Here is a 25,828-nt window from a genome sequence, read left to right as displayed (position 1 = left end):
TGGTTCCCCCGTCCAGCCGGGGCTTTCCCTTTCCCGGGTGACCCCTGCATCCCCCGCCGGCTCCTTCACCGTTTCGGACATGCCGGGCATGACCTCGCGCTGTCGAGGAACTGTGAAGGGATGACCGAATACGAACGCTCCCTGACGATGCCCGCCCCGCCCGAGCAGGTCTTCGACCAGGCCGCCGACATCGGCCGTCTGGAGGAGTGGCTGCCGGGCGACCTCCACGTCCGCGCGGACGACCTGCCCGCGGTGACCGTCCACGAGGACGGCAGCGACGAGGACACCCCCGCGCTGCTGAAGCCCCGCAAGGACCAGATGCGCCTGGAGTGGGGCACCCGCGAGGAGGGCTCCTACGCGGGCTGGCTCCAGGTCGCCGGAATCGACAGCGGCGCCAGCGAGGTCACGGTCCACCTGTCGTTCTTCGACGAGACCCACGACCCGGGCGAGCAGCGAGTCACCGAGGCCCTGGACCGCAGCCTCCACCGCCTGGAGGAACAGGTCCGCCTCCGCGTCGAAACCCCCGGCGGCTGACCCACACCCCCATACCCCGCCGCGCCCGTCGGGCCCCTCCGGGCCCTGACGGGCGCACCGGTGAGGGCGCCCCGGCTGCCGGCCACGACGGCCGTCGCAGCCGGCGGCTTCGCCGTGCTACACGGGCTACGGCTTCGAGGAGTCGCCGGTGCCCGCGCCCGAAGGACGGTCCACTGCGCCAGGAAGAGGCCGGGGTCCGCCGACGGCCGACCATTCCTCCCGCCCTAGTCTCCCGAACATCCGAAGATTCCCAGGTGAGTCGGTCTGCCGCCGGTGTGGAGGACGACGTAGTAACCGCCCCACCCCAGTCGGCACTCGCCGAACAGGCTCTGCTCGTGTCCCTCGGGGCCCGCGGCCTCATGGGCGGCAGCGGCCAGGTCCTCGTACTGCTCGACCGACGGGCGGTCCGTGCCGAAGTGGTGCACCACGCGGTGGGCAGCCAGAGGGCGCAGGGTGCCGTAATCGGCGGCGCCGGAGCGCATCCGGCGATCCTCCGCGGTCACGACTCTGTCGACGTCGAGGATCGTATGGGTGCCCTGAGTCCCCATGAACTCCTCGTCCGCGTAGAGGTCGTCCAGGCATCGGTACCGGTCGTGATCGCCGTACTCCTCCCGGAAAACCCTGGCCTGCAGTGCGGCCAGGGCCGCCTCGACATCGCCGTCATACCGGGTGACGTAGTCCCATCCGCTGGCGCCCATCCCCGTCCCCTCCTTGAAGATCCTCAACCGGGCGCACGATAGCGGCGGGCACCGACAACGCCACGCCGGAACAGCACACCGCGTGTGCAGGGCCCGACCTGGACGGGCCGGGTCGGCGGTGGCCGTCCACTTGGTCGTCGCGCTCTCCTCGCAGCACCCGACCGGGCTCCAGCCGAAGCCCCGGGGCACCACCCCGGGGCTTCGGAGCACGTCCTACGGCAGCGCGCCCGGACACACTCCGGCGCCACCGTCAGGCGGCGCGCCGCATGGGGACGCGCCGGCAGCAGGCGGGGGACGCCCGCATCGGCATGCCCGGGCCCGACGGGCGCAGCCGCGTACAACGGGACGCGGGTCTGCGGGGTCTACGCCTCCACGCTCGGACGGGACGGTTCGCTGCCCGAGCCGCGCAGGCGGGCCGCCAGTGCCGCGAGGCGCGGGTAGCGCTCGTTGACCTCCGCCGCGTGCCGGTCCAGCTCCTGCGTCAGCCGCTCGGTGCGCTTGTCCACGTCCAGCTCGTCCAGGATCCGGTCGATCTCGCTGAGCAGCGCGCCGTGCAGCTGCCACTGCCGCGGGTGCTCCTGTACGTCCTCCAGCAGCAGGTCCGCCACCCGGTCGCGGACGGCCCTGCCCTCGGCCAGGGCGCGGGTCAGCTGCTCCTCCGCCTCCTCGGCGTTGGCCGACACCTGGGTCGTGATCAGCCGGGCGAAGCTCTGCACGGCGTCCGCCATGTGCCCGAACAGCTCGCGCAGCAGCACCGCCACGTCCGCCGGGAACAGCGTCTCCTCGGTGCGGTGCTTCGCCAGGTCCGTCAGCGTCCGGGACAGCACGCGCAGCACCACGGCGCAGATCTCCAGGGTGTCCAGGCCGGTCCGCAGCACGATCCGGGCCAGCAGTCCGTCCCGTACGCGCGGATTGAGGCGCAGGGACTCCTCGGCCTGCCGCAGTGACGCGTCCACCTCCACGATCGCGTGGTCCAGGCGCCGCGCCTCGTGCAGCCGGGCCGCCGCGTGCGCCACCGGCACATGGCCCAGGCCCGCGATGTCGTCGCCCATCGCGCGCAGTATGCGGCCCATGTCGGACGCCATGCCCTCGATGGACGCGCCCGCGGGCTGCACCCACACCGGGGGCGCGAGCAGCAGGTTGAACAGCAGCCCGACCCCGGCCCCGATCAGCGTCTCCAGGATCCGGTGCCAGGCGGCGGACCCGACCTGGGTGACGCCCAGCACCAGCATGGCGCTGATCGCCACCTCCGGCACGAACTCGCTGACCCGCACCAGATGGCCCACGATCAGCGCCGCGAAGATGGTCAGTCCGAGGCTCCACCAGGTGAGGCCGACCAGGGCGCTGAACCCGATCGCCACGACCACCCCGGCGATCACCGAGTTGACCCGGCGGATACCGGTCGTGAGCGTCGCGTACAGCGTCACCTGCACCACCAGCAGCGCCGTCAGCGGCGCCGTGAGCGGAGCGGGCTGCGCGGGCAGCACCATCAGGGCGACCACGTAGCTGATGACGGCGGCGACCGTGGACCGCAGCGTCTGCGCGGCGACGGGTTCCTTCGTCGGCCGCACCAGTTTGAACACGGGGGCTGTCGTTACTTCAGGCATCCGGTTCCCCTGCCCTCTCGTGTCGCACTCACAACCCGCCACTGCGTCGGGCCCGGCCGGAGTTTGCCGCCCGCGGGGCGTGGTACCGGCGGACCCATGAACCAACCAACCCCCGTCGCCGTCGTCACCGGCTCCGACTCAGGCATCGGCCGCGCCACCGCCGCCCATCTGGCCCGGCAGGGCATGGACATCGGCATCACCTGGCACCACGACAAGGCGGGCGCCGAGCGGACCGCCGACGAGGTCAGGTCGTACGGCAGGCGCGCCGCCGTCGCCCGGATGGACCTGACCGAACTGCCCGAGGCGGCCCGGGTCGTGGACGACCTGGCCGAGGAGCTCGGCAGGATCGACGTGCTGGTCAACAACGCCGGCACCGGCACCGCCACCCCCTTCCTCGACCTGTCGTACGAGACCGTGCGCGGTGTCGTCGACGTGGACCTCGTCGGGCCGTTCCTCTGCTCCCAGTACGCCGCCCGCCGCATGATCGCGCAGGGCGGCCCCGGACGGATCGTCAACGTCACGTCGGTGCACGAGCACCAGCCCCGCGTGGGCGCCGCCCCGTACTGCGCCGCCAAGGGCGGACTGGGGCTGCTGACGCAGGTGATGGCCCTGGAGCTCGCCGAGCACGGCATCACCGTCAACGCGGTCGCGCCCGGCGAGATCGCCACGCCCATGACCGGGCAGGAGGACCGCGACGTCCGCGAGGAGCGCCGCCCCGGCATCCCGCTGGGCCGGCCGGGTGACGCCCGCGAGGTGGCGGCCGTGATCGCCTTCCTGGCGAGCGACGACGCGGCGTACGTCACGGGCGCGTCCTGGGCGGTGGACGGCGGCATGCTCCGGATGGGCCCCATGGCCGGCTCCCACCTGGAGAGCGACGCCTGGCGCCGCCCCTGAGAGGCGCCGGCTCACGCGTGGCGGTCCGCAGCGGCCCGCCGGGGGCACCCGGAGCCCGCCCGGCGCCCCGGAGCGGCCCGGCCCCGGGAGGCCGGCGCCCCGGAGCGGCCCGGTCCGGGCACCCGAGCGGCCCGTGGCGGGCCCGGCACGACGGACCGGGCCCGCCACGGGCCGCGCCGCGTCAGCGGGAGACGACGAACCGCTCGTTCGGCACGCAGTGGGTCATCGTCAGCCCGGTCACGTCCCGCGGCGGGTTCTCACCCAGGTTCGCGAGCCGCTTGCGGTCCTCGTCGGTGAGGGTCTGGCCCGGCAGCGGCTCCAGCCCCGCCACGTCGCCCGGCGTGATGCCGATGCCCTCGCCGACCCGCAGCCCCAGGTCGTTGTCGACCATCAGGAAGTGCCACACCATCCGCTCCTGCACGGGCCGGTCGCACTGGGACAGGGCGTTGACGAAGTTGCGCACCAGGTCGTCGCGCTCCCACTGCTCCATCAGCTGGTAGCGCTGCCCGGCCTGGAGGTAGTCGTTGGCGCGCGGGATGCGCTTGCGGGTGAGGCGGCCGCGGATCTCCGGGCCCTGCTCGTCGTGCGTCGGGTACTCGGCCTCCCGCAGGCCGCCCATGAGGGACGGCTCGTAGTTGACGCTCGGGTCCTCGCCGGCGCCGTCGACGTGGTACGTCATCTGGCCGTCGCGCTGATTGGTGCGCACATCGGCGTTCTTGGCCTGGTTGACCGGCAGCTGGAGGTAGTTCGGCCCGACCCGGTAGCGCTGGGTGTCGCTGTACGAGAAGGTCCGGCCGACCAGCATCTTGTCGTCGGAGAAGTCCAGGCCGTCCACGAGCACACCGGTGCCGAAGGAGATCTGCTCGTTCTCCGCGAAGAAGTTCTCCGGCATCCGGTTCAGCACCATCCGGCCGACCGGCTTCGGCGGGAAGTCCTGCTCCGGCCAGGTCTTCGTGTCGTCCAGCGGGTCGAAGTCCAGCTCCGGGTGCTCGTCGTCCGACATCATCTGGACGAGCAGCTCCCACTCGGGGTGGTCGCCGCGCGCGACCGCCTCGTACAGGTCCTTCGTGGCGTGCCCGAGGCCCTGCGCCTGCATGTTCGCGGCGTCCTCCTCGGTCATGCTCCGCACGCCCAGCTTGGGCATCCAGTGGTACTTGACCAGCACCGTCTCGCCCTCGGCGTTCACCCACTTGTACGTGTTGACGCCGAAGCCCTGCATATGGCGGTAGTCCGACGGGATGCCGCGCGGGCTGAACAGGTTGACGAGCATGTGCATGCTCTCGGGGGTCTTCGCCATGAAGTCGAAGATCCGCCGCGGCTGCTGCTCGAAGGTGACCGGGTCCGGCTTCAGGGCGTGGATCACGTCCGGGAACTTGATCGCGTCCCGGATGAAGAAGACGCCCAGGTTGTTGCCGACCAGGTCCCAGTTGCCGTCCTCGGTGTAGAACTTCACGGCGAAACCGCGCGGGTCGCGGGCCGACTCCGAGGAGTCGCGCCCGCCGATCACCGTGGAGAACCGCACCGCAAGGTCGGTGCGCTTGCCGCGCTCCTGGAACAGCTTCGCCCGCGTGAAACGGCTGATCGGCTCGTCGCCCCACGAGCCGTACGCCTCGAAGAACCCGTACGCGGTGACGCCGCGGGCGTGGACGACGCGCTCGGGGATGCGCTCCCGGTCGAAGTGGCTGATCTTCTCCAGGAACTGGTAGTTCTCCAGCGTCGCCGGTCCGCGGGCGCCGACCGTGCGCTGGTTCTGGTTGTCGTAGACCGGGTGGCCCTGGCGGTTGGTGAGCACCTTCCGGCTGTCGTCCGTCACGATGTCCGGCTCCTCTCAGGCTGCTGGGCTGCGGCATGCCGGATTTATCCGATATGTCGCAGTACCCCCGTTACCCGCCCGGAGGGCACCCGTAACCGCGCAGCGCCCGCGGACCCGCCCGCCGGCCTCAGCGCACGCCCGCCAGCTGCTGCACCGGCAGGTGGTACACCGCGAAGGCCCGCCCCAGCACCGGCTGCGCCACATTGCGGACGCGCACCCCGCCGCCGGTCATCCCGTGCTCGCTGCCCAGGTGCGCGTGCCCGTGCACGGCCAGGTCGGCGCCCGCGTCGTCCACGGCCTCGGCGAGCAGGTAGCTGCCGAGGAACGGGTAGATCTCCAGCGGCTCGCCGGCCAGCGTGTCCGGCACGGGCGAGTAGTGCGTCAGCGCGATCCGCACCGCGCAGTCCGCCTCCTGGAGCATCCGCAGCGACGCGGCCAGCTCCTCCGCGCACCGCCGCGTGTACCGGACGAACGCCTTCATCTCCGGCTCGCCGAACTCTCCGCCGCTGCGGCCCGCGAACCCGCCGCCGAACCCCTTCGTCCCGGCGATCCCCACGCGCGTCCCGTTGACCCGCAGCACGGTGCCGCGGCCCTCCAGGACGGTGACGCCGACCTCCTCCAGCACGGCCGTCACCTCGTCCTGGAGGTCGCTCTGGTAGTCGTGGTTGCCCAGCACGGCCACCACCGGCACCGGCAGCCCGGCCACCTCGCGGGCCACCACGCGGGCCTCCTCGACCGTGCCGTGCCGGGTCAGGTCCCCGGCGAGCAGCAGCAGGTCCGCGCACTCGCCCAGCGTGTCGAACGCCGGCCGCAGGGCGCCGGCGCTCTCGGGGGACAGGTGGATGTCGCCGACGGCGGCTACCCGGATCATGCAAGCTCCTCGGGGTGCGTCGGGGCGTCGGAGCCGGCCACCACGAGGTCCTCGTGGAGGGGCAGGCCGGCCAGTTCCTCGCGGGCGATGCGCAGCACCTCGTTGCGGCAGGCGGTGCTGGAGACCGTGCCGTACAGCATCACGCTCCCGCCGCGCTCCTCGATGCGCACGCCCAGTTCCGCGATGTCGTCGCTCGCCAGCCGGTCCCGCAGGTGCGCGATGCGGTACTCGGCCGTGTCGGCGCCGCTCATGAGGCCGCCTCCTTCGGCTCGATGACGTTCAGGCGCTCCAGCAGGAACAGGAACGCCTCCGGCATGGGGGAGCCCTCGCTCTCCTTGCGCAGCAGGTCCCAGTCGATCCGCTCCCGCAGCACACGGGCGATCGGGAGGACCGAACCGAAGTCGCAGTGGTGCTCGGAGAACGCCGCCAGCTGGCTGCCCATGAGGTCGGTGGGCGCCAGGACCGGCATGTGCACCGAGTCGACGGGCAGGACCTGCGCCCGCGCCAGCATCTCCTCGGTGACCGGGTGCCGGGCCAGCTCGAAGATCAGGTCGATCTCCTCGCCCCGGCAGGTGGCCTTGATCAGCCAGTCCTCGGGGGGCTTGCGGACCTGGATGCCCGACCTCTGCAGCGCCTCGGTGACGGCGTCCTCGTCCTCGCGCAGCACGGCGAAGTCGGTGTCGTGCTGAAACTTGGCCGGAACGCCGTGCGCGTACGCGGCGACGCTGCCCGCCAGCGCGAACCGGTGCCCGCCCGCCTTCAGGATGCCGGCCACCTGCTTGGTGGCCTCCAGGATGGCCTGCGTGCGGTCCGGCGGCAGTGCCGGTCCGCCCGACACCTCGCCGGGCGCCGGGGCCACGGCGAGGTACGCGGCCTCGTCAACCTGGTTCTTCACGGTCTCGGCCCCCTTCATCGTCACTGGAGGGCGACCGGGTACCCCGAGCGCACACGCTTTATCCCGCTCGTCGCCGATCACCTGCGGGCCGCGGGCCCGCATGACCGGTACGGAGTACGGCGAGGGGGCCCGCGACCCGGTCGTGTGCCACGCGGTGGGGTGGTCCCGGGAGGCCGTGGACGGCTCGCGTCACGGTGCCCGGTGCGCGCGGTCCGCCGGAGACTCGGGGCCGGGCGGCGCGGCGGCAGCGGGGTCCAGTACGCGGGTGAGGAAGTCGCGCGTACGGGCCTCACGGGGCGCGCCCACCACCTGCGCGGCCGGGCCCTCCTCCACGATCGCGCCGTCGTCCATGAACACCACCCGGTCGGCGACCTCCCGCGCGAAGCTCATCTCGTGCGTGACCACCATCATCGTCATGCCGTCCCGCGCCAGTCCCCGCATCACCGCCAGCACGTCGCCGACGAGCTCCGGGTCGAGCGCCGACGTCGGCTCGTCGAACAGCATCACCTCCGGGTCCATGGCCAGCGCCCGCGCGATGGCGACCCGCTGCTGCTGGCCGCCCGACAGCCTCGACGGGTAGGCGTCCGCCTTCTCCAGCAGCCCCACCCGCTCCAGGTTCTCCCGGGCGACCTTCGCGGCCGCGGCCCGCTCGCGGCCCAGCACCCGCCGCTGCGGCAGAGTCAGGTTCTCCTCGGCCGTCAGGTGCGGGAACAGGTTGAACTGCTGGAACACCATGCCGATCCGGCGGCGCACCGCGTCGATGTCCACATCCGGGTCGGTGACGTCGGTGCCGCCCACGAGGACCCGCCCCGCCGACGGCTCCTCCAGCAGGTTCACACACCGCAGCAGCGTGGACTTGCCCGAGCCGGACGGCCCGATCACGCACACCACCTCGCCGCGCGCCACCTCCAGGTCGATCCCGCGCAGCACCTCGTGCGCGCCGAACGACTTGCGCAGCCCCCTGATCTCGATCTCCACGTGCCCGCCCGCGCGGGTCGCGCCGCTCCCGTCCTCCACGCCGTTCACCCGGCCCTTCCCGTGCGGGCCTCGAGGCGGCGCACCACGAAGCCGAGCGGAACGGTCACCAGCAGGTAGCACAGCCCGGCGACGAGGATCGGCGTGGAGTTGGCCGTCTGGCTGGCGAGGTCCCGGCCGAACTTGGTCAGCTCCCGCTCGTCCAGGGTCACCCCGAGGAACAGCACCAGCGACGAGTCCTTGAACAGCAGCACCAGCTCGTTGGTCAGCGGCGGGATCACGATCCGGAACGCCTGCGGGATGACCACCGACACCATCGCCCGCGCGTGCGAGAACCCCAGCGAGCGCGCCGCCTCCATCTGCCCCCTGGGCACCGCCTGGATGCCCGCCCTGATCGTCTCCGCCATGTACGCGGCGGCGACCAGCCCGAGGCCGAGCGCCACCTTCCCGTACGTCCCGCCGGGGATCTCCGCACCGGGGAACGCCAGCGGCACCGCGACCCCCACGAAGATGAAGATCAGCAGCGCGGGCAGGCCGCGGAAGAACTCGATGTACACCCCGGCGACCCACCGGTAGGGGGCGACCGACGACAGCCGCATCAGCGCGATCACCAGCCCCAGGACGAGGCCGAAGGCGAAACCGGACAGGGTGTAGACGACCGTGTTGCGCAGCGCCGTCGTGATGATCTCGGGGAACAGCTCCTCGGCGAGGGCGCGCTGCGCGAACTGGTTGCGCAGCCGCTCCCAGTCGGCCACGACGGCCAGGGCGACGACGGCGGCGACGAAGACCGCGTACTGGACGCCCTGGGAGACCCGCCGGCGCTGGCGCCTGGTCAGCCGCGACGTCACTGACGGGCCTTGGGCAGCGGGCCGATCCACTCCTCGTAGATCCTCTGGTACGTCCCGTCGGCCTTGGCGTCCCGGATCGCCTTGTCGATCGCCGCCCGCAGCCGGTCGTTGCCCTTCTTCACCGAGAAGCCGTACTCCTCGCCGGTGTCCACGTTCTCGCCGAGGACGAACGCGGCGGCGTTCGCCTTGTCCTTCAGCCAGCCCTGCACCACGGGGTAGTCGATGACGACCGCGTCGACCTGGCCGGTGCGCAGCCCGTTGAGGACGGCGTCGGAGCTCTCGAACGCGACCGGGTCGAAGCCCTGGCTCTTGGCGTAGCTCTCGCCGGTCGTCTCGGCCTGCGCGCCCAGCTTCAGCTTGCGGGCCTTGACCTCGGCGAGCGTCTTCACCCCGCTCTTCTTCGAGGCCAGCACCGCCTGCGTGGCGTCGAAGTACGGGATGGAGAAGTCGACGTTCTTCCTGCGCTCCTCCGTGATGGTCATCCCGGCGGCCGCGAGGTCGCACTCGCCGGAGTTGAGGAACGCGCCGGTCTTGAAGTTCTCGAACGGCGTGTCGAGGATCTTCTGCTGGACGCCGAGGTCCTCGGCCACCAGATCGATCAGCGCCACGTCGAAGCCGACGACCTTCCCGTCCCGCTCGAACTGGAACGGCGGGTACGGAAGGTGGGTGCAGGTGGTCAGCTTTCCCTTCTCGACCACGGGCACCCCGCCCTCGGCCTCTCCCGGGCCCTCCTCCTCGGACGCGCAGCCCGCCGCGAACAGCAGCGCCGCCGAGACGGCGGCGGCGACGGGACGGGCGCGGTTGCTCCTGCGGCCGGCAGTCATCGACACGGTTGACCTCCAAGGACGCGGGCGGCGGGACAGGGAGGAAGCCGCCGGGCGCGATCGTATGCCACAAAAGCCACCATAAGCCGCAAAACCGTACATTCTCTGACCCGGGGTCCGCGCCCGGCCCGGTACGGAAGCGCCCCCGCGCCGCCCCGGTGGGCCGGGACCCGCCGGGCGCGGGCATGCTGTGGGCGTGCTTTCGATTCCCCAACAGCCAGGCGCCGCGCCCGAGATGGGCCATATGGTCGTCTGCGGCGACGACGCGCTGGCCCACCGCCTGGCGCACGAGCTGAACGACGTCTACCGCGAGTGGGTGACCCTCGTCGTGCCCGGCCGCCCCGCCCCGGCGCCCAGCGAACCGGGCGGCCGTACCGGCGGACCCGGCCGTGCCCCCGGCACCGGACTGGGCGGTGGCGCCCTCGCCCTCTTCGGCAGGGTCTCCGCCGCCATGGCCCGCCCGGCCGCCGGCGACGCGCGCACGGCCACCGCCGCCACGGACCCCCGCGGCACGCCCCCCGGCACGGGAGCGCCGCGCGGCGGTACGGGCACGGGAGCCGGGCGCGGCGCGGGCGCCACCGGCCCGTACGGCTCCGATCCCTACGACACGCTCGGCGGCCGGGGACTGCGGCGCACCGTCCGCGTGATCGAGGTGGCCGAGGCGGACGAGGCGGCCCTCGTCGAGGCGGGCGTCGAACACGCCGCGGCGCTGGCCGTCGTCCACGAGGACGACGAGACCAACATCCGCACCGCCCTGCTCGCCCGCCGCCTCAACCCCCGGCTGAGGCTCGTCATCCGCATGTACAACCGCAAGCTCGGCCAGCACTTGGAACAGCTCCTCGACCAGGCGGCCGCCCTCGCCACGCCCGGCATCGACCCGGAGGTCCTGGACGCCTCCACCACCGTCCTGTCCGACGCCGACACGGCCGCGCCCGCGCTCGCCGCGACCGCCGTCGCCGGAACCAGCAAGATCGTCCACGCGGACGGGCTGCTGCTGCGCGCCGTCGAACGCACCCCCGCCCGCCCCGGCGAGACCGCCGACGCCGGTCTGTGCACCCTCGCCCTGCTGTCCTCCACCGCCAGCGACCCGGCCGGCAGCGACGGCACCGACAGCAGCGGCGAGCAGGGCCCCCGGCTGCTGCCCGACGACGGGGCCGTCGCCGCGGCCACCGGCCGCGGCACGGTCGTCCTGGAGGCCATCACCTACGCCGGCCCCACGCTCCCCGCCTCCCGGCTGGGCGGCGCCTCCGTGCCGTTCGCGTCGCTGTTCTCGCGGCGGCTGCGCTGGTCCCTCGCCGGCCTCGCCGCGGCCGTCGCCGCCATCGCCGTGGCGTCCTGGCTCACCACCGACGACCACCCCCTGCACGCCGCGTACCTGACGCTGCTCGACATCTTCGCGATCGGCGAGCCCGCTCTGGAGGCCCCCGTCGAACGGCAGGTCCTCCAGATGCTCGCCGGGTTCGTCGGGCTGCTCCTGCTGCCCATACTCGTCGCCGCGCTGCTGGAGGCGCTCGGCACCTTCCGCACCGCGACCTCCCTGCGCCGCCCGCCGCGCTCCCTGTCCGGCCATGTGGTGCTGCTCGGCCTGGGCAAGGTCGGCACCCGCGTCCTGACCCGGCTGCGGGAGCTGGGCATCCCCGTCGTGTGCGTCGAGTCCGACCCGGAGGCGCGGGGCGTGGCCACCGCACGCCGCCTGCGCGTCCCCGTCGTCCTGGGCGACGTCACCGAGGAGGGCGTCCTGGAGGCCGCGCGCATCCACCGGGCGCGCTCCCTGCTCGCCCTGACGAGCCTCGACATCACCAATCTGGAGGCCGTCCTGTACGGCAGGTCCGTCCGCCCCGACCTGCGCGTGGTGCTGCGGCTGTACGACGACGACTTCGCGACCGCCGTCTACCGCACCCTGCGCGCCGCGCACCCCGAGGCGCTCACCCGCAGCCGCAGCGTCTCGCACCTGGCCGCCCCCGCCTTCGCCGGCGCCATGATGGGCCGCCAGATCCTGGGCGCCATCCCCGTGGAGCGGCGCGTCCTGCTGTTCGCCGCGGTCGTCGTCGCCGGCCACCCGGAGCTGGAGGGCCGCACCGTCGCCGAGGCGTTTCGCCCCGGCGCCTGGCGGGTGATCGCCCTGGACCCGAGCGCGCCCGGCGAGCGGCGCCCCGACCTCGCGGCCGTGCACCACGGCGACGACGCGCGCACCGGTCTCGTCTGGGACCTGCACCCCGGCTACGTCCTGCGCGCGCAGGACCGCGTCGTCCTCGCCGCCACCCGGCGCGGCCTGGCGCAGCTCCTCGGCCGGGGTGCGGCGGCCACCCCGTGACGCGACGCGCCCGCCGGATGACTAGGGTGTTCCGCGGTCCGGCCGGACCGCGCAGCGCGGCGGCCGGCAGCGAGCGGCGAGGTGTGGAGGAACAGCTGTGCTGATGATGGGGAAGATCCTGCGGTTCGACGAGGTGCGCGGCTACGGGTTCATCGTGCCCCGCGAGGGCGGCGAGGACGTCTTCATGCACGCGAACGACCTGGTGGACGAGAAGTACCTGTACCAGGCGGGCCGCGAGGTCGAGTTCTACCTGGAGATGGGCGACAAGGGCCCCAAGGCGTCGGAGATCCGCCTCGTCGACCGCGCCGCCACCCGGACGCCCGCGCCGCGCGCCGACCGGGCCGCCGACCTCGACCCGCTGGACGACGACACCGTGGACGTGCTCACCACGGCCGAGTTCCGCACGGAGCTGACGGAGGCGCTCATCGAGGCCGACGGGACCCTGACCGCCGCGCAGCTCAAGCGGGTCCGCGCCCGCGTCCTGGAGCTCGCGCGCGACCACGGCTGGGTCGAGGCGTAGCAGCCCCGCCCGCCTGAGGCGCCCGACCGCCGCACACGCCCGTACGGTCTACGTGCCCGGCCGCCGCACGCGTCTGGCCGTCGCAGACGCCCGGCCGCCGCACGCGCCCGGAGCGAGGGCGCCCGGCGGCCCGGTGTGCCGTCCGTACGAGTCCAGCCCGCCCGCCCGTGTTGCGGGCGCCGCGTTCCGTGGAACACATGCCTGCGCGGGCGCGGAGGCGCTCGCACGGGACGAGAGGACGGGGCGATGCGCGACGGACACGTGGACCGGGCACGCCGGCGGGCCCTGGCGGTGGCCGCCCTCCTCGCGGCGGCGCTCACGGCGGCATCCGCGGCCCCCGCCCCCGCCGCAGCGGGCCCCGGACCGGGCGGTACGGCCCCCGGCGCGGCCTCCCGGACCGCAGGGCAGGCACCCGGGGCCGGCACCGCAGCCGGGGACGTCACAGCGCGGACCGAGACGGGCCTGGTGCGGGGCGTACGCTCCGGGGACCACACCCTCTTCCACGGCATCCCCTACGCGGGGCCTCCCAAGGGCGCGTACCGCTGGGCCCCGCCCCGGCCGGCCGCCCGCTGGAAGGGGGTGCGCGACGCGACGAAGCCCGGCCCGCTGTGCCCGCAGGTGCCGTCCTCGTACGCACCGATCGCCAGCGAGGAGGAGGACTGCCTCGTCCTCAACGTGACCACCCCGCCCCCCGCGACCCGCCGCCCGGCGCCCGTCCTGGTGTGGATCCACGGCGACGGGGCGGTGGGCGGCGGCGCGTTCTTCGACGGGCGCCGCCTGGCCGCCCGCGGCCTGGTCGTGGTGACCGTCAACTACCGCATGGGCGTCTTCGGCGGACTGTCCCTGCCCGGCCTCGAGGGCTCGGGAACCTTCGGCCTCCAGGACCAGCAGGCGGCGCTGGCGTGGGTCCGGCGCAACGCCGCCGCCTTCGGGGGCGACCCCCGCAACGTCACCGTCGCCGGCGTCTCCTTCGGGGCCGCCGCCATCGCCGGGCACCTCACCTCGCCCGGCTCCCGGGGCCTGTTCGACCGCGCCGTGATGGCCAGCGGCGAGGGCATGATGGACATGCCCGCCGGGGCGATGGGCCCGGGCGTGCCGGGATACCCGTGGTATGTCTGGCGCACCGGCCGGGAGATGCGCGACATCACCACCGAGATGACCGCCCCGCTCGGCTGCGCCGACCGCGACCCCGCCCGCACGCTGCGCTGCCTGAGGGCCCTGCCGGTCAAGCGCATCCTCGCCGTGCCGCACATCATGAACGCCTTCCAGGCCTTCGGGTACGGCAACCCCACGCTGCCCGCACTGCCGCCCGACGCCCTGCGCGCCGGACGGTTCCACCGCGTGCCCGTCCTCTCCGGGGCGACCCGCGACGAGCACCGCACCTTCGTGGGCATGCTGTACGACGCCGTGGGCAAGCCGTTCACCGAGGACGACTACCGCCGGTCGCTGCGCACCGCGTTCGGCCCGCACGCCCGGCACGTCGAGGCCGCCTACCCGGTCCGCTCCTTCCCCTCGCCGGGGATCGCCTGGGCCAGCGTGATCACCGACCGGATGTGGGCGCGCGGCACCGAGGCGCAGCACCGCGTGCTCGGCCGCCACGTCCCCGTGTACGCCTACGAGTTCGCCGACCGTGACGCGCCGATGTTCCTGCCGCTGCCCGGCGAGTTCGACTTCGGCGCCTACCACGCGGGCGACCTGCCGTACCTCTTCGAGGACGACAAGGCCGAGCCGCTGTTCACCCCGGCGCAGCGGCGGCTGTCGGCGACGATGACCGCGTACTGGGCGGCCTTCGCCCGGTCCGGCGACCCCAACGCACCCGGCCTGCCCCGGTGGGCGCCCTACCGGCCGGGGGAGCGCCCGGCGTACACCCAGTCGCTGGCACCCGACCGGATCGGGCCCGTGGACTACCACCGCGAGCACCGTCTCGGCTTCTGGTCCCGACTGCCCTGACGCCCCGCCACCACCCGCGGCGGGCCGCTCCTACGACGGCTCGGAGGCCAGATCGCCGCGCTCGCCGGGCCCCGTGCCCTCGCGCGGACCGGGCGCCGTGCCCTGACGCGGACCGGGCGCCGTGTCCTGACACGCACCGGGCGCCGTGCCCTCGCGCAGCCCGGCCGCGAGCCGGAGCAGCCGCGCCTCGTTCCCGGACAGGCCCGCGCGGCGCAGCGCCTCGTCGGCCTCCGCCATCGGGGACGCCAGGTGGACCGCGGCCAGGGGCGCGAGGCCCGGATCGCTGAGGACGGCCCGCGCGGTCTCCACCAGACGGAGGTAGGCCTGCGCCGCCGCGCGTTCGGGCACCGTGGGGGTGATGGTCATCTCTCGCTCCCTCTCGACGGATCGGTGCCCCCAACCCTTCCGCACACCACTGACATTCACGGGGCGTCACCTCCCTCCAGCCGCTCCACCAGCCGCTCGACGAACACCCGCTGCCCGGCCACCAGCAGTCCGGCGGCCTCCTGCGGGGTGCGCCAGGCGACCCGGTCCACCTCCGGGAAGGCGCGCGTCACGCCCGACCCGCGCGGCCACTCCATAGTGAACGTCCCCGGCACCACCAGCGCCGGGTCCAGATCGCCCTCGACCGCCCACACCGTGACCACCTTGCCGCCCGCCTGCCGCGCCTCCCCGAGCGGCACCGGTTCACCGTCCGGCACCGGCAGGCCCAGCTCCTCGGTGAACTCCCGCCGCGCGGCCGCCCACGCCGTCTCGTCGTCCGCGTACTCGCCCTTCGGCACCGTCCACGCCCCGGCGTCCCGCGACGCCCAGTAGGGCCCGCCCATGTGCGCGATGAGCACTTCCAGCCGCCCGTCCGTCCTGCGGAACACCAGCAGCCCCGCGCTGCGCTTCACCACCATGCGCGCCAGTCTGCCCGCCGCCCCCGGCCGCGCCGCGTTACCGTCGACCGGTATGGGACAGCAGCACCCCGACAGCCCCGCCCCGCCGGACAGCCCCGCCCCGCCCGAGAACCCGGCCCCGCCCGGCAGTCCCGCCCGGCCCGGCAGCCCCGGCGGCCCGCGGCGAAGGCGCGGCGGCGCGGGTCCGGACGACCCCGGCTTCCCCGCCCGGACGGCACCCGACGCCCCGACGCTGGACCGCCTCGACGCGGCGGTCACCGACTGCCGGGCCTGCCCCCGGCTGGTCGAGTGGCGCGAACGCGTCGGCCGCGAAGGGCGCCGCGCCTACGAGGGATGGGACTACTGGGCCCGCCCCGTGCCCGGCTTCGGCCCGCCCGACGCGGCGCTGCTCGTCGTCGGCCTCGCCCCGGCCGCGCACGGCGGCAACCGCACGGGCCGCATGTTCACCGGCGACCGCTCCGGCGACGTGCTCTACGCGGCCCTGCACCGCCTCGGCCTGGCCTCCCGGGCCGAGGCCACCTCCCGTGACGACGGGTTGCGCCTGTACGGCGTACGGGTCACCGCGCCCGTCCACTGCGCCCCGCCCGGCAACAGCCCGACGCCCGCCGAGCGCGACACGTGCCGCCCCTGGCTGGCCCGCGAGCTGGACCTGCTGCGGCCCACCGTGCGCTCCCTGGTGGTCCTGGGAGCGTTCGGCTGGCAGGCGGTGCTCCCGGCGCTCGCCGCGGCCGGCTGGCAGGTGCCCCGCCCCAGGCCGCGGTTCGGGCACGGCGCCCGCGTCAGCCTCCCGGCGGCGGGGGAGCGGCCCGGCCTGGAGCTGTTCGGCTGCTACCACGTCAGCCAGCGCAACACCTTCACCGGACTGCTCACCCCCGGCATGCTCGACGACGTGCTGGGCGCCGCCGCCCGCGCCGCCGGGCTGCCGACCGCTACGCCGTGAACTCGTACGTGAGCGGCGCCGACTGGGGCGCGAAACGGATGTCCGTCACCTCCAGCACATGGCCGTGCTGGTCGTACACCTCCCGGTGGACCGTCAGGTACGCGGCGACCGACGGCAGCGCCACCCCGACCGACTCGCGGCGCGTCAGCCGCAGCCCCGCCCGGTGCATCCACCGGTACACCGGCCGCAGGTCGGGGCGGCGCACCGGCCGCGCCTCCGCCCGCCGGTAGCGGGCCAGCTCCGGCACCTCGGCCAGCGCGTACCGGGAGAAGCGGGACAGCGCGCCGTGCTCCAGCGCCCCGTCGGGGCCCAGCACCCGGTGCCGGTGCACGAGCGCCGACTCGCCGGGCAGCAGCCCCAGCAGCGCGGCCGTGCCCTCCGGCGCCGGCTCCCAGCCGACCGACGCCTCCACGACCCGGTCCGCGCCCGCCACCGCGACGGGGAAGTCCAGCAGCCCGGAGCCCGCCGCCGCGGCCGGCCAGGAGCCGGGCGCGGCGGCGGGCGCCGCGAACGTACCGCGCCGCTCCGTCACCACCAGCCCCTCGTCGCGCAGCAGCCGCAGCGCGCTGCGCACCGTCTGCCGGTTGACCCCGAAGCGGTGGACGAGGGACCGCTCGGACGGGAGCCGGGCGCCCGAGGGGATCACCCCTCCCGCGAGGTCGTCGCGGAGCGCGGCCGCGACCCGGAGGTAGAGGGGGAGTGCCGTGGAGGCGTGGGGCTCGGTCATGTGTGAACCTCGATTTCGCCCTGTGTAGCCGAATGAGCCGTGTCGGTGAGCACATCCCTATCATTGGTCTAAACCTGTTGGGAAGCGCGGCTTTGCTCTTTCCCCCCGGCCCCGGCGAACTCTGGCCGAAACGGATTCGCCGCGGGGGCCACGGGTACCCGGCCACCGCCACGCACCGACCGGAAGGAGAACGGGACCATGAGGGCCGTCACCTGGCACGGGAAGCGCGACGTCCGCGTCGAGGACGTCCCGGACCCGCGGATCGAGGAGCCCACGGACGCGGTCATCCGGGTCACCTCCACCGGACTGTGCGGGTCCGACCTCCATCTGTACGAGGTCTTCGGCCCCTTCATGACGCCCGGCGACGTCCTGGGCCACGAACCCATCGGCATCGTCGAGGAAGTCGGCCCCCAGGTGCCGGACCTGCGGCCGGGCGACCGGGTCGTGGTGCCCTTCCAGATCGCCTGCGGCCACTGCTGGATGTGCGACCGCGGCCTGCACACCCAGTGCGAGACCACCCAGGTCACCGACGAGGGCAGCGGCGCCGCCCTGTTCGGCTACTCCCGCCTGTACGGCTCCGTGCCCGGCGCCCAGGCCGAGTACCTGCGCGTCCCGCAGGCCCAGTTCGGGCCCGTCAAGGTCCCGGAGGGGCCGCCCGACGACCGGTTCCTGTACCTCTCCGACGTCCTGCCCACCGCCTGGCAGGCCGTCGCGTACGCCGACGTCCCGCCCGGCGGCAGCCTCGCCGTCCTGGGCCTCGGCCCGATCGGCGAGATGAGCTGCCGCATCGCCCTCCACCAGGGCGTCGAGCGGGTCATCGGCATCGACCTGGTGCCCGAGCGGCTCGGCCGCGCCCGCGCCCGCGGCGTGGAGGTCTTCGACCTCACCGCCTTCGACAGCCAGGACGAACTGGTCGCCGCCGTACGGGACTCCACCGGCGGACGCGGCCCGGACGCCGTCGTCGACGCCGTCGGAACCGAGGCGCACGGCAGCCCCGTCGCCAAGGCCCAGCAGCAGATCGCCGGCCTCCTCCCGCGCGCCTGGGCGGCCCGCCTCCACCAGAGGGCCGGCGCCGACCGGCTCGCCGCGCTGTACCTCGCCATCGACCTCGTACGGCGCGGCGGCACCATCTCCCTCAGCGGCGTCTACGGCGGCGCGGCCGACCCGCTGCCCATGCTCACCCTCTTCGACAAGCAGATCCAGCTCCGCATGGGCCAGGCCAACGTCCGCCGCTGGACCGACGCCATCCTGCCGCTGCTGACCGACGACGACCCCCTCGGCGTCGACACCTTCGCCACCCACCACCTGCCGCTGGACGACGCGCCGCACGCCTACCGGATGTTCCAGCACAAGGAGGACGGCGTCAGCAAGGTCGTCATGCGGCCCTGAGCACCCCCGCCGACGGGCCGCCGGATCCGACCCGCCGAGACCACGGCCGCCCGTCAGGGCGCCACGGGCCGGCCGTCTCAGCCCTGGCCCGCGTCCTTCCACAGCGGCGGCAGGGCCAGGCCCTCCGGCGCCGGGCGGAACAGCACGGCCCGCGCCACACGCGGCGCGAACAGCGCGGTCAGCGGCTTCGTCAGCGACTGCACCGCCCGGAACACCGCGCCCACCTCGGCATCGCCCCCCACCCGCTGCTGCACCCGCGCCAGGTACCAGCCCACCGGCCGGTCCACCAGCCCCGGATGCGCCGTGCTGCCCACCGCGCCGGGCATCTTCTTGTCGGCGCCCGCCGAGATGTCCCACGCCTGCCGCGACGCCGCCAGCAGCGCCCGCTGCACCCGCGCCGTGGTCGGCGTGCGCCGCCGGTCCGCGAGCGCGTCGCGCAGCGCCACCGCCGTCAGCGCGGCGACCGCCATGCCCTGCCCGTAGATGGGGTTGAACGTGCACAGCGCGTCCCCCGCCACCAGGAACCCGGCGGGGCGGCGTCCCGGCCGGTCGTAGCGGCGCCGTACGTTCGCGGTGGCCCGGAAGCCGTACACCGGCGAGACCGCCTCCGCCTTCGCCATCCAGTCCCGCAGCACCGGGTGGGGCAGCCGCGCCGCGAACTCCTCGAACGCCTCGGGCTCGCCCGGCGGTTCCTGGCCGCGCAGCCCCGACAGGGTCACGAGGAACCTGCCGTCCTCCATGGGCAGCGCCACACCGCTGTACGGCTGGCCGGGGTTGGGCACGACGAAGTAGCCGGCCGCGTCGGTGTCGTCGGCGTGCCGGTCGTGCCGGTACACGCGCGTCGCGTACGCGAGACCCGTGTCGATGGTCTCCTCGTACGGCGGCTCGGCGCCCAGCTCCGCCAGCCACTGCGACGCCCGCGACCCGCGCCCCGACGCGTCCACCACCAGATCGGCGCCGATCACGCGCGGCTCGCCGCCCCTGCCCGCGCCGCGCTCGCGCACCAGGACGCCCCGCACCCGCGCGGCGTCACCCGCCAGCCCCACGGCCTCCGTCGCCTCCACGGCCGTGACGCGCGGGTCGGCGAGCACCCGGCGACGGATGACCTGCTCCACCAGCGGCCGGGACGCGGTGATGATGTCCACCATGGCGTCCATGCGCCGGAACCAGGTCCCGGCCTGCCACTGCACCACGTCCTCGGGCATCCCCACGCGCGGCGCGCCCGCCGCCAGCATCTCGTCCACGGCACCCGGCAGCAGCTGGTCCAGCGCCTGCCGGCCGCTCTCCAGCAGCACGTGCAGATGCCTCCCCTGCGGAACGCCCGCGCGCTGCTCGGCCTCCTCGGGGAACCGGTCCCGCTCGATCACGGTGACCCGCTCGGCGTGGTCCGCCAGCACCCGTGCCGCGAGGAGCCCCGCGATGCTGCCGCCGACCACCACCGCGTGGCGCGTCCCGCCCCCCGGCCCCGCGCCGCTGCCCAACCCGTCGGTCATGTCCGCCCCTTCGCGTCGACGTCCTACGACGGACCAGTATCCACGCCGGGTTGGGGCAGATCACGGGCGCCGAGCCGGAGGTGCTCGATGTGGTAGACGGCCTCGTCGAGGAGCTGGGCCACGTGGTTGTCGTAGAGGCTGTACTCGATCCGGCGGCCCTGCCGCACCCCGTGGACCAGGCCCAGCGCCCGCAGCAGCCGCAGCTGGTGCGAGACGGCCGACTGCTCCATGGAGACCGACTCCGCCAGCTCGGTCACGCCGCAGGGGCTCTCCCTCAGACGGGTGAGGATCATCAGCCGGGACGGCGTGGCCAGGGCCTGCAGTGTCGCGGCGATGGTGGCCGCGGCGTCCGCGTCGAGGCGGCCCGTGGGGGTGGCCCCGGCGTTCGCTCCATGTCCCATGCCAGTCATCGTAACCGCGTGATCAGTCATACAAATGAAGACGTCTTCATGTGTTCCGCTATGGTGGACGCGGCGCGGTCCCGCGCCCGTTGCCGCTCCGCCTTGGAAGAGGTGTGCCCGATGGCCTCCCCGGTGCTCGACACAAGCCCGGCCCGCCCGCCCGCCGCGCCCCCGCCCCCGGTCCGCCGCACCCGGCTGTCCGCGCTGCCCGAGGTGCGCTGGGCCGCCCTCGCGACGGTCGCGTTCCTCGCCGCCTTCCCCCTCGACCTGGCCGGCGCCCCCGCCTGGGCGTGGGGCCCGCTCTACGCCGTGTGCTACGCCGCTGGCGGGTGGGAGCCCGGCTGGGAGGGGCTCCGGGCGCTGCGCGAGAAGACCCTCGACGTGGACCTGCTGATGGTGGTCGCCGCGCTCGGCGCCGCCGCCATCGGCCAGTACCTCGACGGCGGTCTGCTGATCGTCATCTTCGCCGTCTCCGGCGCGCTGGAGGCGCTCGCCACCCGGCGCACCGCCGACTCCGTGCGCGGCCTGCTCGACCTGGCGCCCGCGCAGGCCGTGCGGCTGCGCGCCGACGGGACGGAGGAGACCGTGGACGCCGCCGCCCTGGCGGTCGGCGACACCGTCCTCGTACGGCCGGGGGAGCGGCTGTCCGCCGACGGCACGGTCCTCGACGGGGCGAGCGACGTCGACCAGGCCACCATCACCGGCGAGCCGCTGCCCGTCGCCAAGACGGCCGGCGACCAGGTCTTCGCGGGCACCCTCAACGGCACCGGAGCCCTGCGCGTCGCCGTGGACAAGGACCCCGCCGACTCGGTCATCGCGCGGATCGTCGCCATGGTGGAGGAGGCCAGCGCCACCAAGGCGCCCACGCAGCTGTTCATCGAGAAGATCGAACAGCGGTACTCGGTCGCGGTCGTCGTCGCCACCCTCGCCCTCTTCGCCCTGCCCCTCGCGTTCGGCGCGCCCTTCGAGGAGACCCTGCTGCGGGCCATGACCTTCATGATCGTGGCCTCGCCCTGCGCGGTGGTCCTCGCCACCATGCCGCCGCTGCTGTCCGCGATCGCCAACGCGGGGCGGCACGGCGTCCTCGTCAAGTCCTGCGTGGTGATGGAGCGCCTCGGCGCGGTGGACCGCGTCGCCCTCGACAAGACCGGCACCCTCACCGAGGGCGCCCCGCGCGTCGCGGAGGTCCGGGTGCTGCCCGGTGCCTCCCTGACGGAGGATCAGGCGCTGTCCCTCGCGGCCGCCGCCGAACTGCCCAGCGAACACCCGCTGGCCCGCGCCGTCGTGGCCGCCGCCCGGGAGCGCGGGCTGCCGCTCGCCGCCGCGGAGGAGTTCTCGTCCTCGCCCGGCCGGGGCGTGCGCGCCCTCGTCGACGGGCGGAAGGTCGAGGTCGGCCGCCCCGAGCAGGCCGCCGACGCCGTGCGCGCGGCGGAGGCGGCGGGCCGTACGGCCGTCCAGGTCGCCGTCGACGGGGTGCCCGTCGCCGTCCTCGGCCTCACCGACCGCCTCCGCGAGGGCGCGCCCGCCGCCGTCGCCGCGCTGACCCGCCTCACCGGCACGGCCCCGGTCCTGCTCACCGGCGACGGCGAACCCGCCGCGCGGAGCGTCGCCGCCGAGACCGGCATCACCGATGTGCGGGCGGGGCTGCTGCCCGAGGACAAGGCGGCGGCGGTGCACGCCTGGGAGCGTGAGGGCCGCCGGACGCTCGTCGTCGGCGACGGGGTCAACGACGCCCCCGCCCTCGCCGCCGCCCACACCGGCATCGCCATGGGCCGCGCCGGTTCCGACCTGGCCCTGGAGACCGCCGACGCGGTGGTCGTACGGGACGAACTGGCCACCGTGCCGGCGGTCGTGGCCCTCTCCCGGCGCGCCCGCAGGCTGGTCGTCCAGAACCTGGTGATCGCCGGGGTCTGCATCGGCGTCCTCGTCGTCTGGGACCTGGCCGGCCACCTCCCGCTGCCGCTGGGCGTGGCCGGGCACGAGGGCTCCACGGTGCTGGTCGGGCTCAACGGCCTGCGCCTGCTGCGCGAGTCCGCCTGGCGCCGGGCCGCTGCCGCCTGACGGCCGGCCCGCCGCGCGGGGGATCAGCCCTCCGGGTGGATCAGGCCCCGCTCGTAGGCCTTGACCAGGCGCTGCGGCACCTGGTGGACCACCCCGTCGACCGTCACGGAGACGAGCTGCGGGGTGGTCGCCTTCCACTGGGCGCGGCGGTGGCGGGTGTTGGAGCGGGACATCTTCCGCTTGGGAACGGCCATGGCTGAAGGGACCTCCATCGGTTTCCGGGGATGGCGGCCACGCTACATGAAAACGATTGCCATTAACAGTCGGGGTGGTCCGGGGAGCCCCCCGCGGCCGGAGCGCCCCCGGCGGCCGGAGCGCCCCCGGCAGCCGCGGGCCCGAGGCCGTCCAGGGACCCGAGGCCGTCCAGGGACCCCAGGCCCTCCAGCGCCTCCGTCAGCCACGCCACCCAGAACCGCTCCAGCTCGATCCCGCCGCGCAGCACCAGATGCCGGAGCCGGTCCGCCTCCGTGTCCCGCTCCGGCGGGAACTGGCGCCGCTCCATGGCCAGGTACTCCTCCAACTGCGCCTGGTGCAGCCCCAGATGGCGGCGCAGCTCGTCCGCCATGCCCTCGGTGCCCACGACGGCGGCCGCGCGCAGCCGCAGCAGCAGGGCGCTGCGGATCGGCTTGGGGTCCTCGGCGCGCCGCGTCCAGTCGGCCAGCTCCTCCCGGCCGGCGGGCAGCACCTCGTACTCCTTCTTCTGCCCCCGTACCGGGGTGGCCGGGGCGGGCAGGGCCCGGATGAGCCCCGCCTGCTCCAGCTTCCCCAGCTCGCGGTAGATCTGCTGGTGGGTCGCCGACCAGAAGTAGCCGATCGACCGGTCGAAGCGCCGGGTCAGTTCGAGCCCGGAGGACGGCTTCTCCAGCAGAGCGGTGAGGATCGCGTGCGGCAGTGACATGCCCGCATCCTAGGGACCCCGCGCGCCGCCCCGGCCCGGCCGCCCGCGTCGCTCCGGCTTCCGGGCCTGCCCGCCCCGGCGGACGGGCCCGGCTGCCGGCGGGGCGGGGTTCCGCGGCGCGCGCCCCCGGGGGCGCCGTACGCGGGCTACAGCGTCGCCGCCAGGCGGGTGCCCTGGTCGATGGCGCGCTTCGCGTCCAGTTCGGCCGCCACGTCGGCGCCGCCGATCAGATGCGCCCGCACCCCCGCCGCCGTCAGCTCCTCGTACAGGTCGCGGCGCGGCTCCTGGCCGGTGCACAGCACCACCGTGTCGACCGGCAGGGTGCGGGCCTCGCCGTCGACGGTGAGGTGCAGGCCCTCGTCGTCGATCCGCTCGTACGTCGCCCCGGCGACCATCGCGACGCCCCGGTGCTTGAGCTCCGTGCGGTGGATCCACCCGGTCGTCTTGCCCAGCCCGGCGCCCACCTTGGTGGTCTTGCGCTGGAGCAGCGTCACCTGGCGCGGCGGGCGCGGCCGCTCCGGCGCGCGCAGCCCGCCCCGCCCGGCGTACGCGGTGTCGACGCCCCACTGGCGGAAGTACGTCTCCGGGTCGAGGCTCGCGCCCTCGCCGCCGTCCGTCAGGTACTCGGCGACGTCGAAGCCGATGCCGCCCGCGCCCAGGATCGCGACCCGCTCGCCGACCGGCGCGCCGCCCCGCAGCACGTCCAGGTAGCCGACGACACAGGGGTGGTCGACGCCCTCGATGGCCGGGACGCGCGGGGTGACGCCCGTCGCGACGACCACCTCGTCGTACCCGGCCAGCATCCCGGCGGAGACGTGCGTGCCGAGCCGCACGTCCACGCCGCGCAGCTCCAGCTGGACGCGGAAGTAGCGCAGGGTCTCCTCGAACTCCTCCTTGCCGGGCACCCGCTTGGCCACGTTCAGCTGGCCGCCGATCTCGTCGGCCGCGTCGTACAGGGTGACCTCGTGGCCCCGCCCGGCCGCCGACACCGCGCAGGCGAGCCCGGCCGGGCCGGCGCCGACGACGGCGATCCGCTTGCGCAGCCGCGTGGGGGAGAGGACGAGCTCCGTCTCGTGGCAGGCGCGCGGGTTGACCAGACAGGAGGTGATCTTGCCGCTGAAGGTGTGGTCGAGGCAGGCCTGGTTGCAGCCGATGCAGGTGTTGATGGTCTCCGCGCGGCCCGCGCGCGCCTTCGCCACGAAGTCGGGGTCGGCGAGGAACGGCCGGGCCAGCGACACCATGTCGGCGCGGCCCTCCGCGAGGACCTGCTCGGCGACCTCCGGGGTGTTGATGCGGTTGCTGGTGACCAGCGGCACCGAGACGGCGCCCATCAGGCGCTTCGTCACCCAGGTGTACGCGGCGCGCGGCACGGAGGTCGCGATGGTGGGGATGCGGGCCTCGTGCCAGCCGATGCCGGTGTTGATGAGGGTCGCGCCGGCGGCCTCGATCTCCTTCGCGAGGGCGACGACCTCCTCCAGCGTCGAGCCGCCGGGCACCAGGTCCAGCATGGACAGCCGGTAGATCAGGATGAACTCCTCGCCGACCCGCTCGCGGGTGCGGCGGACGATCTCCAGCGGGAAGCGCGTCCGGTTCTCGTAGGAGCCGCCCCAGCGGTCCTCGCGGTGGTTGGTCGCGGCGGCGATGAACTCGTTGATCAGGTAGCCCTCGGAGCCCATGATCTCGACGCCGTCGTACCCGGCGGACTTCGCGAGCTCCGCCGCCCGCACATAGTCCTCGATGGTCTGCTCGACCTCGTCGTCCGTCAGGGCGTTCGGGACGAACGGGCTGATCGGCGCCTGGATCGCGCTCGGCGCGACGAGCTGCGGGTGGTAGGCGTAGCGGCCGAAGTGGAGGATCTGCATCGCGATCCGCCCGCCCTCCGCGTGGACGGCGTCCGTGACGACGCGGTGCCGCGCGGCCTCCTCCTCGGTGGTGAGCTTGGCGCCGCCCTCGTACGGCCGCCCCGCGTCGTTCGGGGCGATGCCACCCGTCACGATGAGGGCCGCCCCGCCCCTGGCGCGCTCCGCGTAGAAGGCGGCCATCCGCTCGAAGCCGTTCTCCGCCTCCTCCAGACCCACGTGCATGGAGCCCATGAGCACCCGGTTGGGCAGGGTGGTGAAGCCCAGGTCGAGCGGGCTCGTCAGATGCGGGTACGGGGACGGGCTCGGGGTCGGGGTCATGAGGGGCGCCTCCTCGCGCGCGGTGTCATCGCCCCTGTTGTAGACGACGGCGGGCCGCTTGTGCAACAAGTTGCATAAGCGGAAGGGCGTGAGG

The 25,828-nt window shown here is 74.5% G+C and carries 25 protein-coding genes; 8 read left to right on the top strand and 17 right to left on the bottom strand.

The genetic code is table 11. The features are described from left to right. Positions 1-120: 120 nt before the first annotated feature. Complete coding sequence (locus tag ACSUPT_RS01490; protein WP_365729781.1) at positions 121-534, top strand: SRPBCC family protein; 414 nt, start codon at positions 121-123, stop codon at positions 532-534. Positions 535-758: 224 nt separating this feature from the next. Here the strand turns inward: ACSUPT_RS01490 and ACSUPT_RS01485 are convergent, their stop codons facing one another. Together ACSUPT_RS01485 and ACSUPT_RS01480 are read right to left on the bottom strand one after the other, a co-directional pair. After that, on the bottom strand, positions 759-1,259 hold the full coding sequence (locus ACSUPT_RS01485; protein ID WP_365729782.1) for a hypothetical protein: 501 nt from the start codon (positions 1,257-1,259) through the stop codon (positions 759-761). A 335-nt stretch (positions 1,260-1,594) separates the two neighbouring features. After that, entirely contained in the window at positions 1,595-2,839 is a 1,245-nt protein-coding gene (locus ACSUPT_RS01480) for an aromatic acid exporter family protein (RefSeq protein ID WP_351967110.1), read from the bottom strand. Between the two features lie 96 nt (positions 2,840-2,935). On the opposite strand from ACSUPT_RS01480, the gene ACSUPT_RS01475 reads away from it, so the two are divergent. Next, positions 2,936-3,733 carry an SDR family oxidoreductase gene (locus tag ACSUPT_RS01475; RefSeq protein WP_351967109.1) on the top strand — a complete coding sequence of 266 codons (798 nt, stop codon included), beginning with the start codon at positions 2,936-2,938 and terminating at the stop codon, positions 3,731-3,733. Between the two features lie 181 nt (positions 3,734-3,914). Here ACSUPT_RS01475 and ACSUPT_RS01470 read toward each other — a convergent pair whose 3' ends face one another. From ACSUPT_RS01470 to ACSUPT_RS01440, 7 genes are all read right to left on the bottom strand, one after another. After that, positions 3,915-5,546 (bottom strand): catalase, encoded by a 1,632-nt coding sequence (locus ACSUPT_RS01470; protein WP_351967108.1) that lies wholly within the window; start codon positions 5,544-5,546, stop codon positions 3,915-3,917. Positions 5,547-5,673: 127 nt separating this feature from the next. Next, a complete protein-coding gene (locus ACSUPT_RS01465; RefSeq protein ID WP_351967107.1) occupies positions 5,674-6,417 on the bottom strand; it encodes a metallophosphoesterase family protein in 744 nt (247 codons plus the stop codon). Beyond that, entirely contained in the window at positions 6,414-6,668 is a 255-nt protein-coding gene (locus ACSUPT_RS01460) for a hypothetical protein (protein WP_351967106.1), read from the bottom strand. Before ACSUPT_RS01460 ends, ACSUPT_RS01465 begins: the two co-directional genes overlap by 4 nt. After that, positions 6,665-7,312: a hypothetical protein gene (locus ACSUPT_RS01455; protein WP_351967105.1), complete on the bottom strand. Its 648-nt coding sequence runs from the start codon at positions 7,310-7,312 to the stop codon at positions 6,665-6,667. The genes ACSUPT_RS01460 and ACSUPT_RS01455 overlap by 4 nt, the downstream gene beginning before the upstream one ends. 189 nt (positions 7,313-7,501) lie before the next feature. After that, positions 7,502-8,338: an amino acid ABC transporter ATP-binding protein gene (locus tag ACSUPT_RS01450; protein ID WP_399218087.1), complete on the bottom strand. Its 837-nt coding sequence runs from the start codon at positions 8,336-8,338 to the stop codon at positions 7,502-7,504. Then, entirely contained in the window at positions 8,335-9,135 is an 801-nt protein-coding gene (locus ACSUPT_RS01445; RefSeq protein ID WP_351967104.1) for an amino acid ABC transporter permease, read from the bottom strand. The genes ACSUPT_RS01450 and ACSUPT_RS01445 overlap by 4 nt, the downstream gene beginning before the upstream one ends. Further along, positions 9,132-9,959 carry an ABC transporter substrate-binding protein gene (locus ACSUPT_RS01440; protein ID WP_361663471.1) on the bottom strand — a complete coding sequence of 276 codons (828 nt, stop codon included), beginning with the start codon at positions 9,957-9,959 and terminating at the stop codon, positions 9,132-9,134. Before ACSUPT_RS01440 ends, ACSUPT_RS01445 begins: the two co-directional genes overlap by 4 nt. 244 nt (positions 9,960-10,203) lie before the next feature. Between ACSUPT_RS01440 and ACSUPT_RS01435 the strand changes: the two genes are divergently transcribed. The 3 genes from ACSUPT_RS01435 (at position 10,204) to ACSUPT_RS01425 (ending at position 14,743) form a co-directional block, all read left to right on the top strand. Next, entirely contained in the window at positions 10,204-12,273 is a 2,070-nt protein-coding gene (locus tag ACSUPT_RS01435; RefSeq protein ID WP_436946156.1) for an NAD-binding protein, read from the top strand. Positions 12,274-12,370: 97 nt separating this feature from the next. After that, the gene (locus ACSUPT_RS01430) at positions 12,371-12,793 is read left to right on the top strand and encodes a cold shock domain-containing protein (RefSeq protein ID WP_351967103.1); all 423 of its coding nucleotides are present in this window, start codon (positions 12,371-12,373) and stop codon (positions 12,791-12,793) included. A 246-nt stretch (positions 12,794-13,039) separates the two neighbouring features. Next, positions 13,040-14,743, top strand: coding sequence for a carboxylesterase/lipase family protein (locus ACSUPT_RS01425; protein ID WP_436943256.1), 1,704 nt, complete (start codon positions 13,040-13,042; stop codon positions 14,741-14,743). Positions 14,744-14,773: 30 nt separating this feature from the next. Here the strand turns inward: ACSUPT_RS01425 and ACSUPT_RS01420 are convergent, their stop codons facing one another. Together ACSUPT_RS01420 and ACSUPT_RS01415 are read right to left on the bottom strand one after the other, a co-directional pair. After that, positions 14,774-15,109: a hypothetical protein gene (locus ACSUPT_RS01420; protein WP_436943255.1), complete on the bottom strand. Its 336-nt coding sequence runs from the start codon at positions 15,107-15,109 to the stop codon at positions 14,774-14,776. Between the two features lie 56 nt (positions 15,110-15,165). Further along, positions 15,166-15,645 (bottom strand): NUDIX domain-containing protein, encoded by a 480-nt coding sequence (locus ACSUPT_RS01415; RefSeq protein WP_365730305.1) that lies wholly within the window; start codon positions 15,643-15,645, stop codon positions 15,166-15,168. Positions 15,646-15,697: 52 nt separating this feature from the next. On the opposite strand from ACSUPT_RS01415, the gene ACSUPT_RS01410 reads away from it, so the two are divergent. Further along, on the top strand, positions 15,698-16,585 hold the full coding sequence (locus tag ACSUPT_RS01410) for a uracil-DNA glycosylase (protein WP_351967099.1): 888 nt from the start codon (positions 15,698-15,700) through the stop codon (positions 16,583-16,585). On the opposite strand, the gene ACSUPT_RS01405 is transcribed toward ACSUPT_RS01410, so the two are convergent. After that, positions 16,575-17,312, bottom strand: a complete 738-nt coding sequence (locus tag ACSUPT_RS01405) for a GntR family transcriptional regulator (protein WP_436943254.1) — start codon at positions 17,310-17,312, stop codon at positions 16,575-16,577. The two genes, ACSUPT_RS01410 and ACSUPT_RS01405, sit on opposite strands and share 11 nt — an antisense overlap. A 198-nt stretch (positions 17,313-17,510) precedes the next feature. On the opposite strand from ACSUPT_RS01405, the gene ACSUPT_RS01400 reads away from it, so the two are divergent. After that, a complete protein-coding gene (locus ACSUPT_RS01400; protein ID WP_399218091.1) occupies positions 17,511-18,701 on the top strand; it encodes a zinc-dependent alcohol dehydrogenase in 1,191 nt (396 codons plus the stop codon). Positions 18,702-18,778: 77 nt separating this feature from the next. Here ACSUPT_RS01400 and ACSUPT_RS01395 read toward each other — a convergent pair whose 3' ends face one another. Next, on the bottom strand, positions 18,779-20,194 hold the full coding sequence (locus tag ACSUPT_RS01395; protein WP_436943253.1) for an FAD-dependent oxidoreductase: 1,416 nt from the start codon (positions 20,192-20,194) through the stop codon (positions 18,779-18,781). A gap of 23 nt (positions 20,195-20,217) precedes the next feature. Beyond that, positions 20,218-20,595, bottom strand: a complete 378-nt coding sequence (locus ACSUPT_RS01390) for an ArsR/SmtB family transcription factor (protein WP_351967095.1) — start codon at positions 20,593-20,595, stop codon at positions 20,218-20,220. Positions 20,596-20,715: 120 nt separating this feature from the next. Here ACSUPT_RS01390 and ACSUPT_RS01385 point away from each other — a divergent pair, with 120 nt between their 5' ends. Further along, positions 20,716-22,656: a heavy metal translocating P-type ATPase gene (locus tag ACSUPT_RS01385; RefSeq protein WP_436943252.1), complete on the top strand. Its 1,941-nt coding sequence runs from the start codon at positions 20,716-20,718 to the stop codon at positions 22,654-22,656. A gap of 23 nt (positions 22,657-22,679) precedes the next feature. On the opposite strand, the gene rpmF is transcribed toward ACSUPT_RS01385, so the two are convergent. The 3 genes from rpmF to ACSUPT_RS01370 form a co-directional block, all read right to left on the bottom strand. Then, positions 22,680-22,850, bottom strand: coding sequence for a 50S ribosomal protein L32 (gene rpmF, locus ACSUPT_RS01380; protein WP_351967093.1), 171 nt, complete (start codon positions 22,848-22,850; stop codon positions 22,680-22,682). A 62-nt stretch (positions 22,851-22,912) separates the two neighbouring features. After that, on the bottom strand, positions 22,913-23,554 hold the full coding sequence (locus tag ACSUPT_RS01375) for a PadR family transcriptional regulator (RefSeq protein ID WP_436943251.1): 642 nt from the start codon (positions 23,552-23,554) through the stop codon (positions 22,913-22,915). A 146-nt stretch (positions 23,555-23,700) separates the two neighbouring features. Then, complete coding sequence (locus ACSUPT_RS01370; RefSeq protein WP_436943250.1) at positions 23,701-25,734, bottom strand: FAD-dependent oxidoreductase; 2,034 nt, start codon at positions 25,732-25,734, stop codon at positions 23,701-23,703. Between the last annotated feature and the right edge of the window lie 94 nt (positions 25,735-25,828).

Origin of the sequence: Streptomyces sp. SudanB25_2051, assembly GCF_964272635.1 — a bacterium.
GTDB lineage: Bacteria > Actinomycetota > Actinomycetes > Streptomycetales > Streptomycetaceae > Streptomyces.
Note: the sequence above shows the minus strand (reverse complement) of the source record. Positions and strands in the feature narration are given on the sequence as shown.